This window comes from Aggregatibacter aphrophilus ATCC 33389 (assembly GCF_900636915.1).
GTDB lineage: Bacteria > Pseudomonadota > Gammaproteobacteria > Enterobacterales > Pasteurellaceae > Aggregatibacter > Aggregatibacter aphrophilus.
On sequence record NZ_LR134327.1, the window covers coordinates 522,380 to 536,824 of the forward strand.

The 14,445-nt window shown below is 44.0% G+C and carries 5 protein-coding genes; 4 read left to right on the forward strand and 1 reads right to left on the reverse strand.

Annotated elements, in window-relative coordinates; translation table 11 throughout:
• Window positions 1-40 precede the first annotated feature (40 nt).
• Complete coding sequence (locus EL144_RS02730) at window positions 41-3,997, reverse strand: YadA-like family protein (RefSeq protein WP_032994940.1); 3,957 nt, start codon at window positions 3,995-3,997, stop codon at window positions 41-43.
• 572 nt (window positions 3,998-4,569) lie between these two features.
• Here EL144_RS02730 and EL144_RS02735 point away from each other — a divergent pair.
• The 4 genes from EL144_RS02735 (at window position 4,570) to EL144_RS02750 (ending at window position 14,296) form a co-directional block, all read left to right on the forward strand.
• Window positions 4,570-10,767 carry a YadA-like family protein gene (locus EL144_RS02735; protein WP_126379369.1) on the forward strand — a complete coding sequence of 2,066 codons (6,198 nt, stop codon included), beginning with the start codon at window positions 4,570-4,572 and terminating at the stop codon, window positions 10,765-10,767.
• A 191-nt stretch (window positions 10,768-10,958) separates the two neighbouring features.
• Window positions 10,959-11,789, forward strand: a complete 831-nt coding sequence (locus tag EL144_RS02740; protein ID WP_005703383.1) for a solute carrier family 23 protein — start codon at window positions 10,959-10,961, stop codon at window positions 11,787-11,789.
• A gap of 170 nt (window positions 11,790-11,959) precedes the next feature.
• Window positions 11,960-13,318, forward strand: coding sequence for an anaerobic C4-dicarboxylate transporter DcuC (gene dcuC, locus EL144_RS02745; RefSeq protein ID WP_005703384.1), 1,359 nt, complete (start codon window positions 11,960-11,962; stop codon window positions 13,316-13,318).
• A 108-nt stretch (window positions 13,319-13,426) separates the two neighbouring features.
• The gene (locus tag EL144_RS02750) at window positions 13,427-14,296 is read left to right on the forward strand and encodes a DMT family transporter (RefSeq protein ID WP_005703386.1); all 870 of its coding nucleotides are present in this window, start codon (window positions 13,427-13,429) and stop codon (window positions 14,294-14,296) included.
• The last annotated feature ends 149 nt before the right edge of the window (window positions 14,297-14,445 follow it).

Genomic DNA, 14,445 nt, shown 5'->3' on the forward strand with positions numbered 1-14,445 from the left:
ACCTACAAAGGCAGGTGAGATCATAATTAAGGTTTGAACATTATTTCCATTGATAACCAATACCGGCACCGACGTTATATTCCCCTTGGGTTGATGCACCGGCATTCAATTTCAAAATAACGTTATTGTTATCGCTAGCTTTTGAATACCCAACCGCTACCGCACTTTGTCCATGGTGATTGCCTACACCAACGGCTACCATGTGAGCTCCCGGTTGGGTGACTTGCGGGATACTAGCAATGGCTGTCGCACCGGCAATTCCCGCGCGTAACTTGCGATTAGATCTATCAATCTTGTTATTCAAGCGAGACTCCGACGCAGAAACCATATCCTTGACTTGGCCAAAATTGGTCGCATCAGTGTCTTTCACCGCGCGTCCCACATTGGTAATCACGCGTTCATTACCTTCACTACCGACAGAAACGCTATTCGGGCGATCCGCCACGGAATTATTACCTAATGCTACGGAATTTTCTGCTGACGCAGTCGCATTTTGTCCTAATGCGGTGGCATTTTTCGCCATTGCCTTAGCATCTTTACCTACAGCGGTCGTATTTTCTTTCGTGGCTTTCGCATTATTGCCGAAAGCAGAAGAGTTCTTACCATCCGCCGCAGAATTTTTACCATATTGAGTGGCATTTTCACCTTTGGCTTGATTCAAAATACCAGAATTATTTAATAAATTCTCAGTTTTAGTAGCCGAACTTTGTGCAGAAGATGCCGAAGACGCTGCAGAGACTGCAGAACGATCCGCTGCAGAAGCTGATGTACTTGCATTCGTTGCAGAACTTGCTGCTGATGTAGCAGATTTGTCCGCCTCAACAGCAGAACTGGCTGAAGAATCAGCAGATTTCGCCGACTCAGTTGCAGAGGACGCTGATTTATCCGCGGACGTACTTGCCGCTGTCGCTGAACTGTCTGCCTTAGTTGCGGAGCTATCTGCTGCTGTAGCAGAGGTTGAAGCAGCCGTTGCCGAAGATCCCGCTGCGGTCGCAGAACTAGACGCTTGTGTTGCTGAGCTTGCGGATGAATCCGCTGACTTCGCTGATTCAACCGCAGAAGACGCTGATTTATCCGCGGACGTACTCGCAGCTGTAGCCGAGCTATCCGCTTTCGTTGCGGAGCTATCTGCTGCTGTAGCTGAACTTGCCGCTGAAGTCGCTGACTCTTGTGCCTTAGTTGCTGAGCTCGCTGATGAATCCGCTGATCTCGCTGATTCAGTTGCAGAGGACGCTGATTTATCCGCAGACGTACTTGCCGCTGTCGCTGAACTGGATGCAGCGCTTGCAGAAGAAGCTGAAGATACCGCTGAAGTACTCGCTGCACTCGCAGATGAATCCGCCTTACTTGCCGAAGTACTTGCCGCACTCGCAGAACTGTCTGCCTTCGTCGCAGAACTATGCGCTTTGCTGGCTGAAGTTGAGGCTTCAGTCGCTGATGTTGAGGCAGCAGATGCTGAGGAATCAGCTTTGCTGGCTGAAGTGCTGGCCGATCTCGCAGAACTGTCTGCCTTCGTCGCGGAACTATCCGCTTTGCTGGCTGAAGTTGAGGCTTCAGTCGCCGATGTTGATGCTGCGGACGCTGAGGAATTTGCCTTGCTGGCTGAAGTACTCGCTGCGCTTGCCGAACTTAGTGCATTAGATGCCGCTGAACTTGCCACTGTAGCAGATGAACCCGCTGCAGACGCTGAGCTTGATGCCTGACTTGCTGAGGAATCAGCCTTGCTAGCTGAAGTACTAGCCGCACTCGCAGAACTATCCGCTTTGCTAGCTGAAGTTGACGCTTCAGTCGCCGATGTTGATGCCGCGGATGCTGAAGAATCTGCCTTACTTGCCGATGTGCTGGCCGCAAGGGCAGATCCACTTGCAGAACTCGCCGCACTTACAGCACTGCTTGCTGCCATTTCAATCTTGCCTAAATTCTTGGTGACGGTTGATGCAGCTGACGAAGCGGCAGAAATGGATTGTTTGGCTGTAGAAGATAAACCATAAGTAATTGTCCCATTGCCGTCATTCTTGACTTCTAGATCAGAAGTTGCGGCAAAAGCAAGGGAATTATCTTTATCCAATTTCCATGTCGTCGCAGTCGATTCCGCTTGTCCCTCATTTTTCGTTTTAAAGGTATAACTACGGTTGGAATCTGCTTTAGTTTGTGCCATAGCTAAAGCTGTGCTAGCGGTGGTATTTGCTACCGTTGCCGTTGATTGTGCAGTACTGGCCGATGTGGAAGCCGAAGTTGCCGTATCTTTAGCCTGATTAGCTGTAGCTGATGCTGCCGAAGCAGTTGTGCTAGCTTGGTTTGCTGTGATAACCGCATTACTTGCAGCTGTTGAGGCAGACGTTGCATTCAGGTTAGCATTATTTGCAGCAGTAGATGCTGCAGCTGCGGTATTTTTTGCTTCAGAAGCGAAAGTTTTAGCGTCCGTCGCAATCTTTCTCGCATCATTTGCGACAGTTTGCGCAGAGTTTGCCGTTGCATTCGCTTTATCCGCTGTATTATTGGCTGTGGTTGCAATGTCTTTTGCGTCTGTTGCTGTGGCATTAGCTGCAGTCGCGGTATCATTCGCTTTATTTGCCGTAGACTCTGCACGAGTTGCCGTAACCGAAGCTGTACTTGCCGCATTACTTGCAGCCACTGCGGTTGAATTAGCTGCTGTCGCCGTGCTATTTGCAGCATTTGCAGCATTATTGGCAACAACAGCTGTTGATTGTGCTGTGCTGGCAGCAGTAATACCCGCTTGTGCCATTTGTTGAACTGCATATAATTGACTACCGTTTACCGCATCAGTTGAAGTTGCCGTAAGTTGTCCGGCTGACACATATTTAATTTGACGGGTTTTTGAAGCATTACCAACAGAAACCACACCGGTGGAATTTGAACCGGCAAAGCGAACGACTTGAGTATTACCCTGCGCATCCCTATAACTTAGACTCGCTATATCGGTTGCGGTAGTTGTTGTTGCACCATTGCCCAATGCTACAGAATTTGCGTGAGTTGCATTAGCGTTATGTCCTAACGCCAACGAACTCTCAGCGTTAGCATGTGCATCATTACCTAGGGCTGTTGCACTTTTCGCAAGTGCTTTCGAACCGGAGCCGATAGAAACAGCGTCTTGCTTAGATGCATTTGCCTCATTACCAATCGCCACCGTGTATTTACCCAACGCATTCGTTAAACTCCCTAATGCAATGGCATTATTGTCCGTGGCATTAGCACTATTCCCCATAGCAAAAGAATAGTCTCCTTTTGCATTTGCCTTGTAACCCGTGGCAATACCTTGTAATCCTTCAGCTTTAGCACTATCACCAACAGCAACCGCACTTTGGCCTGAAGCATTTGCATATAAACCTAATGCAAGTGAATTCACTCCCGAAGCATTGGCACCATTACCAATTGCAGAGGCACTCGTTGCTGTTGCATTAGCGTTTAAACCGATCGCAGTTGTATAGTCTTTTGTGGCTTTTGCATTACTACCTAATGCCACTGCATTAGCACCTAAACTATTTGCCGCATAACCGATTGCCACAGCTTGATTAGCCGTCGCATTAGAATAAGAACCAAATGACATAGAGTCAGTTGCGTTGGCATTACTGTCCACACCAAAAGCAAATGAACTTGTACCGGATGCTTTTGCTCCACGACCAATAGCTGTTGCATTCGCACCTGAAGCATTTGCACCAGCCCCCATACCAATTGACGCTTGTCCGTTAGCAGATGCAACACTTCCATGATTTGCACCGATAGCAATACCATCGGCTGCAGCAGTACCATAATTATTTGTGTAAGCCCCAGCATCATTCATTACAAACGATGCCACCATCCCAATAGTCACCATTGCCGGACCACAAGTGCTTAAATTAAAGAAACTTTTTGAAGCGGACAATTTGACACGTTTATCAGAGGATGAAGAGGCTTTTCCCTTTGCTTTGGTTAATTCTGAAACAACGATTAAACGATTTAGCGTTGAATTCCAAATAACTTTAAATACTTTATTCATATGTAAAACCTTAAGAGGAACTTAAATTCTAGACTTTAGAGAAGATAGATTCAGGTGATAAAAATTGGTTGTTTCTGTTCAAAACCAATTAAAATTGATTAAACAATAATCCAACAACGTTTTAAGAAGGTGCGCAAATATAACATAAAATAGATTAATATTTAAGCATCTTTACAAACTTTTAATCTTTCTAACCAAGTAATATCAAGATTCAGCCGTTATTCCTTATAAAACAATAGGTTTTATGTCATTGATAACTCTCAGCCAACATCAAATACTTTATGAAGGATTAAAACTTATTAAAAGTGCGGTCAGTTTTTTGCACGTTTTAAAAACACCTTAAAAATCCACCGCACTTTACACTTTAAAATTGAATCATTTTTGTATATTTTCAATATATGTTCTCAAAGAAGTAAAAAAAACAAGATGTTGTCGAGTTTATGTAAAAGTATGTAATTTAGTAGAGATTATAGTTGAACTAACCAATAAAAGGTCTATAATCGGCCGCTCAAAATGGTTCCGCAGTCCAATTTTTAGCCAATTTCTTCATTATCTATATACAAGGTCAATTTATGAATAAAGTATTTAAAGTTATTTGGAATCACGCCACTCAGTCATTTGTCGTTGTTTCAGAATTAACCAAATCCCGTAAAAAGCTTAAATCTTCGACCGGAGAACATAGCACCATTGCTAAGTCAGTAAAATTCGTTCTCATCGCAACCGGTGCTCTAGCCGCATTTTCAGCTCAATCAGCATCTGATACAAATACATCATTAGTTAAAGTAAAAGTAGAAGAATATAAAAAAGATGCCGTTGCAACAGGCAAAGGTTCCATTGCAATAGGAGATGGTGCAACTGCAGGAAATGGTCAAAGAAATATAGCTATTGGTTCAGGCGCAAATATAGCAAATAATGCATTTGAATCTATTGCCATTGGCGGAGCCTCAAAAACTAATACACATACTCCTTCAACAACAGTATATGGAACCCAGTCTATTGCTATCGGAGGTAATACCGTTGCTAAAGGGAATTCATCTATTGCTATTGGTAATGATGACTTGGATGAGGCCAATAAATTTAAATATCAAGGCACTGATGAATTTGTTGATTACACTTATGATCCAAAAACAGGAAAAGTCACAAATAAAACACCGTGGAAACTACAAGGCCAATCGTTACAAAGCATTTTTACAAAAATGACCGGTAAATCCATTCAGTGGCATGCCTCAACAACATCTGGAGGAGAAGCTTCTGTAGCAATAGGTGTTCAAGCCGTGTCAAACGGACATTTTGGCACTGCATTAGGTAGTGCGAGTAAAGCATCCGGATTTGATTCCGTAGCATTCGGTGCCGGTGCAGAGGCAACTTTACTAAATTCTGTTGCATTAGGTGCGGCATCAAAAACAGATAAAGCAGGACAACTACAACCGGGCAAAAATATCTTTGGAACAAATTATGTATGGCAAGGAGGAAGTTCTATAGACAAAGGTGATGTTGTATCCATTGGAACAAAAGGATTTGAACGTCAGCTTATAAACTTAGCTCCAGGTGAAGTATCAGCAACGAGTACAGACGCTGTAAACGGTTCTCAACTTTACAGTGTATTAAACACATTAGAAAAAATGAGATACTATTCTGTCAATTCGTCAAAAATCGGAAATAGAAATAATGATGGTGCAAAAGGTAATGATTCCATCGCTGTAGGTCCAGAATCCACTGCTGGAGATTACGCAGTTGCTCTAGGTAATAAAGCTAGTGCAAGCAACGCTGGTTCTATTGCCGTTGGTTCTGAAAACAAAGCAGAAGCCAGAGACGGCATCACAATCGGTCGTTTTGCCTCTACAAATGGTGCAGGTAACTCACAAAGCATTGCCATTGGTGGTGGCAACTATGAAGGAGCGGGCGCAAATGCAACAGGCGATCAATCTATCGCCATTGGGGGAAATACTTATGCCAAAGGTAACTCATCTGTTGCCATTGGTGGTGACGATGTAGATAAAAGCGCAGATACACAAACAAAATACACCAATCCAACAAGTGGAACTGAAACGCAAGGTACAATTGAACAAGCGTTTACCAGTATTACCGGTAAGTCATTCAAAATGAGCACAAGCAGCAATGGCCAAACACAGCAATACCGCAATACCACAGCAGGTGAATCCTCAGTTGCTTTAGGTAGCAAAGCCATTGCTGGCGATATTGCCTTAGCATTAGGCACTGGCGCAGAAGCTGCTAAAACAAACAGCATTGCAATTGGTACAGGCGCAGTTGCAAATCGCGATAATGCTGTAGCAATCGGTGGTGGTTCAACGACAGATAAAGAAGGTACAAAAGAGTTAAGCACTACAATCAACGGTACCGCTCTAACTTGGGCAGGTGGAAATAAAACGCTTAAAGGTGATATTGTATCCTTTGGCTCTGAAGGTTATGAACGCCAATTGAAAAATGTTGCTGCGGGTAATGTCAGCGCAACATCAACCGATGCGATTAATGGTTCCCAACTTTATGCTGTCGCTGAAATCGCTACTGCTGGTTGGAATATTACCTCTGAAGCAGATGGCGGTAAGGCTAATGGCTCAACTGAGGAAAATGTCAAACCAAAAGAAAAAGTGAAATTAAAAGCCGGGAAAAATATGGTGATTGATCAATCAACCAAAGATTTCAAATTCTCCGTTTCCCCTACTCTAACCGACATTACCAGCATTTCCGGTGCCGGAACTACAATGACTTTTGGCGCGGACGGCATTACGTTAAACAATAAGAAAATTACTGGCGTAGCAAACGGTACGGCGGGTAGCGATGCCGTAAATAAAAGTCAGTTAGACGCTCTTGGTAATAACACTATTAAATTGGGTGGTAATACCGGCACAACCGATACTCAAGCATTAAACAAGCAAGGCGGTTTACAATTTAACGTGAAAGGTGCTAATGGTTTAACGACAAAAGCATCCGGTAATGATGTGACTGTTGAAATGGACACTGACACCAAAGCCAAAATTGATAATGCAGCCAATAAAGACTTAAGCAATATTACAGCTGGTGGCAAAAAAGTCATCACTGATTTGGTGGATATGGAAAACGGCGATAACACTGTTGTAAGCAATACCACAGACGCCGCCACAGGTAAGAAAACATTTAAAGTGAATGTAACCACTACGGCGTTAAATGTGGATGCCAACAATGGTACCGTTACTGCCCCGACAACAACAGATGCATCTAAACCTGTCACTGCAGGTTCCGTAGCAACTGCTATTAACAACGCAGCATGGAAAGCAGCAGGCAGTGGCAATGGTGTGGCAAACGACGTAGCAGATACCATCAAAGCCGGCAATACTGTGACATTTGACGCCGGTAAAAATATTGTATTAACCCACACTGCCAATAAATTCAGTTTTGCTACTGCAAAAGAAGTAAATTTTGATAAAGTTACCGTTGGCACAGCAAGCATTAGCAAAGACAACGGCATTGACGCAGGTAACCACAAAATTGCCAACGTAACCACTGGCACCGCAGACACTGACGCCGTGAACGTGAAACAGTTAAACGATAATTTAACCCAAAAAGAGACCACACTTACCACAAAAGGTATGAACTTTACGGGAAATAATGGCGTAACTGTTCATCGTAACTTAGGTGAAACCTTAAAAATTAAAGGCGATCACGATGCAACAGATGTCTCTGCTAAAAACATTCATGTTGAAGCAGATGCTACTGGTTCACTTACCGTAAAAATGGCGGAAAAACCTGAATTTAAAGGTGTTAAGTTGACCGATAACGGAAATACTGTGAATTTAGCACCGACTGCAGACGGTTTAACATTAAGCAATGCTGCAGGCCAACCGACTAAATTAATGGGTGTGGCCAATGGCACCAATGCCAATGACGCAGTGAATTTCAGCCAATTGCAAGATTTGGCTAATAATGTCAACGGTATGGGGTGGAAGATTGCTGAGAACCAAGCTGATAAAGGTCAAGTAAAATCTAACGCAACTGTTCGTTTTGTTGATGGTAAAGGCACAAAAGCTAATGTAACTCAGGTAGCGAATAATGAAACCTCTGTGAAGTTTGATGTTGTAAAAGCAACTTTAACGAAAGACTCAACAACAGGAAAATTAAACCCGAGCACCGCAGGAGACGCCTTTGCAACAGCTGCCGATGTAGCTACTGCAATCAATAATTCTGGTTGGAAAGCCAACGCAGCAGCGGATGGTGGTACTGTTGATGGAACAGCAACTAAAACCGAAGTTACTAACGGTGATGAAGTTGTCTTCAAAGCAGGTAAAAACTTAACCATTAAGAAAGTTAACAATAACTTTACTTATGCTACAGCAGATAACGTAAGCTTCACTACAGTGAATTTGGGTAATACTGTATTAAATGAAGGTGGCTTAACTATTAATAATGGTCCAAGTATTACCACAGCCGGCATTGATGCCGCGAATAAGAAAATTACCAATGTTGAAGCAGGTACAACAGCTAAAGACGCGGTGAATTTTGAGCAACTAACCAAAGCAACCAAAGGTTTGACTGACAAAGGCTTTGGCTTGAAAGCGGAAGATAACAATGAAGTTAACAAAAAATTAGGTGAAACTGTTGATGTAGTGGGCGATAACAAAAATATTTCCACTTCTGTGGACAATGGCAAAGTGAAAATCACTTTGGCAGATACTGTGAATGTCACCAAAGTTAATACCGGCAAGACATCTATTGATAACGATGGGTTAAAAGTTGGGAATTTGACTGTAACAGGCACTGCGCCAACCGTGAACGGCACGCCGATAAATAACCTAAACGATGCCATTACCAAAACAGCCACCCAGGCCTTTAATCCATTAACATTTGGTGGAGATTCCGGTACAGCCTTTAAACGCAAACTTGGTGAGCAAGTGAATGTGAAAGGTGGCATCACTGATGAAGATAAACTAACTGATGATAACATTGGTGTGGTTGCCGATGGCAAAAATACCTTAAAAGTGAAACTAGCGAAAGAGTTGAAAAACTTAACTAGCGCACAATTTGTTAATGCCATAGGTAATAATACTGTAATTGACGGCAGTGGCATAACCATCACTCCGGCAAATGGTAGTGGTAAAAATCCTGTTAGCTTAACCGAAAATGGGTTAAATAATGGCGGCAATAAAATCACTAACGTTGCCGATGGCAATATTGCTGATGGTAGTAAAGATGCCGTTAATGGCGGTCAATTACACAAAGCCGTGAATGACTTAAGCAACAAAGGATTTGGCTTAAAAGCCCAAGATGGTAACGAGGTGAAGAAAGGCCTGGGCGATACCGTCGAAGTCGTTGGCGCCGATAATAACATCTCCACTAAAGTGACTGATGGAAAAGTTAAGCTTGAATTAGCGAAGAACCTTGATCTTGGTGAAAACGGTAGCGTGAAAATGGGCGATACCACAGTTAATAAAGACGGTCTGAAAGTGGGCGACAAAGTTTCCGTAACTAAAGATGGCTTAAATGTTGGCAATGATGTGAAAGTCACTGAAAACGGCTTAAAAGCAGGCGATGTCGAGATCAATAAAGATACCGGTATTAATGCAGGCAATAAAGTGATTACTAATGTTGCTAAAGGCAAAGTAGATAAAGACAGCAAAGAAGCCGTAAACGGTAGCCAATTGCATGAAGTAAAAGAACTTGCCGGTCGCGGTTGGAATATAACAACTTCTGCCACAGGTAGCGGCACCGTTTCCGGAACAAGTGTAACAACGGTAAAACCGGGCGATATGGTCACTTACACCGCAGGCAATAACATTGCTATTACGCAAAACGGTACGCAAATTACCATTGCCACCAAAGATGATATTCAAGCGAAATCTATCGCAGCGGATAAAGTCAATGTAGGTGGTAAAAATACAGATGGTACTAATGGCAAAGATGGCGTGTTAAATGTTGATAGCGCTGACGGTAAGAACGGCATAGCGCTTAACGGCAAAGACGGATCTATTGCGTTTAAAGGCGCTAATGGTGTCACAGCCTCTATTAGCGTTGCCGAAGGCCCTGCCGGTGTAGATCCGCAAGATGGCACTGCCAATAAACCGCGTTTGAAAGTGGGTAATGAAAATGTTGCTACCCTAAACGATGGCTTGAAATTCGGTGCAAATAGCGGTGATGTACATTCTGCCAAATTGAATACCCAAGTGAACGTAAAAGGTCACAAAGACAATTCTGATTGGGGTAAATTCGATGGAGGCAAAAATATCATGACCAAAGTAGAGGGCAACACAATTACTGTCGCCATGGCGAAAGAATTGAACGTTGATTCTGTTACAACCAAAGGTGGTACACGCATTGGTGAAAAAGGTTTGACCTTCGTAGATAAAGACGGTAACCAATTGGCCAATAGTCCAAGTGTCAGCGCCAAAGGCATTGATGCAGGCAATACGCGAGTAACTAATGTTGCGCCGGGTCGCGTCACAAAAGACAGCAAAGATGCAATCAATGGCGGTCAATTACACGCGGCATTAACCGACGTGGGCAATAAATACAATGCTCTTGCCGGCCAAGTAAACCAAATGGGCAGACGTGTGAATGCAGGTGTTGCCAGTGCATTGGCTGCTTCCCAATTGCCACAAGCCTTCATGCCAGGTAAAGGCATGGTATCTGTGGCGGCCGGTAGTTACCAAGGTCAAAATGCTGTTGCAGTAGGGGTATCGAAAGTTTCCGACAATAGTAAATACATTATCCGACTTTCCACTACCAGCGATTCTCAAGGCAAAGTTGGTGTAGCTGTAGGCGCTGGAATGCACTTCTAATCAATGACTTAAAGCAAAAGGCACAGATAAATTTCTGTGCCTTTTTTATTAAACAAACGCGCGAAAGTGCAGTCATTTTTTGCTTTATTTTTTAGTATAACTTCCTCTTCATCCAATGCCTATATCGACAAAATTCATGTAAAAAACCACTAAAATTTTACTATTATTCCTCCTAGTCTAAGATTCTTTACATGAAACATGAGTTGCAAAATATCGGCTTAACCTACTTAGGTTTGGTTGTCACGTTAATTTTTAACTGTATGCGCAACCCGTTTTTACGCATGAACGGCATTGCCGTAGGACTCATTGCAGGCTACATCGTAGCATTAACCTTAGGCATGGTTGATTTTTCACCGTTAAAAGACGTGGACTTTTTCACCATCCCCATGCCGTTTAAATATGGTTTTGCTTTTGATTGGTCAGCCTTTTGGGTTGCGGCCATCATCTATTTATTAAGCGTTTTCGAAGCCGTTGGCGACTTAACCGCAACGGCGATGGTTTCCGGTCAGCCTTATGAAGGCGAAGAATTCCGTCAACGTTTACGCGGCGGGGTCTTTGCTGATGGATTAGTTTCTGTGATTGCCACCGCGCTAGGTTCCCTACCGCTTACCACCTTTGCCCAAAATAACGGCGTGATTCAAATGACGGGCGTGGCTTCCCGTCATGTAGGGAAATTTATCGCGGCTATTTTGGTGTTATTTGGTTTATTCCCGATTGTCGGTCGCGCTTTCACCACCATTCCAAGCCCGGTACTCGGCGGCGCTATGGTGTTAATGTTTGGTCTCATTGCCATTGCCGGTGTACGAATCATCATGACTCACGGCATCAACCGTCGTGAAGCCGTCATTGCCGCAACGGCCGTCGGCGTGGGCTTAGGTGTCGCCTTTGAGCCGGACGTATTCAAAATGTTGCCTGAAGTCTTCCGTAATGCCATTGCGGCAGGCGGAATCACAGCGGTTCTGTTAAATTTAATTCTGCCTCGTGATGAGCAAGATAAAAGTATTTATTTGACCGAAAAATAAACGAATGCACGATAAAAGTGCGGTGATAAAAGCGTCTAAAAAAACGTTGTGATTTATCACCGCACTTTTTCTATGATCTATTTCAAGTTTTCCACATAAAGCCGTTTACAACCGCTTTATTTTTTCGCTAAATTCCCTCTAGTAACTTATTTAAAACCTAAGGAGATATTATGGATTTAATCATCGGGTTAGTGGCGATTATTCTGGTCGCTTACTATATCGTGAAAGGCTATTCCGCTACGGGCGTGCTCATGTTCGGCGGTTTAGTCTTGTTATTGATTTCTGTGTTAATGGGGCATTCCATTTTGCCGGAAAACGTCAAAAGTACCGGCTCAGCCTATTTCGATATTCTTGAATATGTAAAATATTTGCTTTCCAACCGGAGCGGCGGGCTAGGCTTAATGATCATGATCTTATGCGGCTTCTCCGCCTACATGACCCACTTAGGCGCCAACGACATGGTAGTAAAAATCGTTTCTATGCCGTTAAAAAATATCCGCTCCCCTTACATTCTCATGGTATTCGCGTATTTTCTCGCCTGTTTGATGTCCTTTGCGGTGTCCTCTGCAACAGGCTTGGGCGTGTTATTAATGGCAACCTTATTCCCTGTCATGGTCAACATGGGTATTTCTCGTGGTGCGGCCGCTGCCATTTGCGCATCGCCGATTTCCATCATCTTATCGCCAACCTCCGGCGATGTGGTGTTGTCCGCTGAGATTTCCAAACAATCATTAAGCGAATTCGCCTTTTCCACCAGCTTGCCGGTGTCCATTGTGGCGATTTGCGGCATTGGTACCGCCCATTTCTTCTGGCAACGTTATTTGGATCGCAAAGAAAAAGTGAGCGCAAAACCGGTCGATATGTCCGAAATCAGAACCGATGTACCGACCTTTTACGCTATTTTGCCATTATTACCTATCATCGGTGTAATCCTGTTTGATGGTAAATGGTTTAACTTACCTGAATTACACATCGTCACCGTCATTATTCTTTGCTTTGTGATCACCGCAGTCATCGACTTCATACGTAATTTCAGTGCGAAAAAAACCTTCGACAATTTAGTGATTGCCTATCGCGGTATGGCAGATGCCTTTGCCGGCGTGGTGATGTTATTGGTTGCCGCCGGCGTGTTCGCACAAAGTTTAAGCACCATTGGCTTTATCACCAACCTGATTAATTCCGCCCAATCCTTCGGTGGTAGCGGAATGTTTATGATGTTAGTCTTGGCCGTCATCACGATTTTAGCCACCATGGCAACCGGTTCGGGCAATGCGGCATTCTATGCCTTCGCCGAATTAATTCCAAAACTTGCCACCCAAATGGGCGCAAATCCGGCCTATTTAACCGTGCCAATGTTACAAGCCTCCAACTTAGGTCGCGGCTTATCCCCGGTGTCCGGCGTCGTGGTTGCCGTATCCGGTATGGCAAGAATTTCCCCATTTGAAATTGTCAAACGAATGTCCGTACCAATGGCTGTCGGTTTCATTTGCGTGATTATCGCCACCGAATTTCTCATTCCGGCAGCATAACCACTTTCACTAAAAGTGCGGTGAGTTTTCGCAACGTTTTAAAAAACACGCCGAAAAACCACCGCACTTTTGTTATAATCCCCACTCGATTCCTTTTTCATTAATGCTATGTACTCAAATCGCTTTGCCGCCATCCTGTTGGTCATCGGCTGTATTTTATTCGGACTCGGCAGCCTTATCGTAAAATTTGTCCCCGTCGGTGCCTACGCCATCGCTTTTTGGCGTTTGCTTATCGCATCGGGGATTTTTGGGGTATTAATGAAACTTTACCGTAAGCCCATTCCCAAAGCGCCAAAAGCAATATTTTGGGCCGCTGCTTCCGGCGTGATTTTAGCGTTTGACTTAGCCTTTTGGCATGAAAGTATTTATGCTGTCGGCCCGGGCATTTCCACCTTGCTAAACAGCCTCCAAATTTTCTTTTTGGCATTTATCGGTTGGTTGTTTTTCCAAGAACGGCAAAGTAAATTGCAACGGATAAGTTTGTTTATCGCCACTATCGGCGTCCTGCTTATTACCAGTCCCGAGTTGCAACATAACTTCAAAGCAGGCTATGGTATTTTCATCGGCCTACTCTCCGGCGCCTGTCTCGCCGCCTCCATGGCAGCCATCCGCCAAGCACACAGCATTGAACCGATTTCTATTTTTCCATTAATGTGGCTTATCAGCTTCAGCGGCGCCGTAGCGTTAATACTTCCTGCGCTTATTTTTAATGCCGATTCCCTCTACCCAACCACGCTTACTGACATCGGCTTAATCCTGATTTATGGCGTGGTTATGCAATGTATTGCTTGGGGCATGATCGCCTACAACATCCCTCTACTCAGCCTAAGCCTAACAGGATTATTGTTACTCACCGAACCCGTTGCCGCCCTCGTTATCGACGCCTTTTTATTACACAAACCCATCAACGCATGGCAATGGCTCGGCGCCTTTTTGACCTTAGTCGCACTTTATTTGGGATCGTTAAAAAACAAATAAAAAAACGACCGCACTTTATGCCACAAAACACGGCAATCGTTTACGTTAGATGGGGGAAATGGTAGAATGCGCCACCGCTTTTGGCGCACGATGCAATTTTTTGTCATAAGAAGTGCGGGCAAAATTCAATCCAGTCCAGAATACATAGA

Coding starts and splice junctions, on each gene's coding strand:
- EL144_RS02730 (WP_032994940.1), bottom strand. CDS start 3,997: ATGAATAAAGTATTTAAAGTTATTTGGAATTCAACGCTAAATCGTTTA.
- EL144_RS02735 (WP_126379369.1), top strand. CDS start 4,570: ATGAATAAAGTATTTAAAGTTATTTGGAATCACGCCACTCAGTCATTT.
- EL144_RS02740 (WP_005703383.1), top strand. CDS start 10,959: ATGAAACATGAGTTGCAAAATATCGGCTTAACCTACTTAGGTTTGGTT.
- dcuC (WP_005703384.1), top strand. CDS start 11,960: ATGGATTTAATCATCGGGTTAGTGGCGATTATTCTGGTCGCTTACTAT.
- EL144_RS02750 (WP_005703386.1), top strand. CDS start 13,427: ATGTACTCAAATCGCTTTGCCGCCATCCTGTTGGTCATCGGCTGTATT.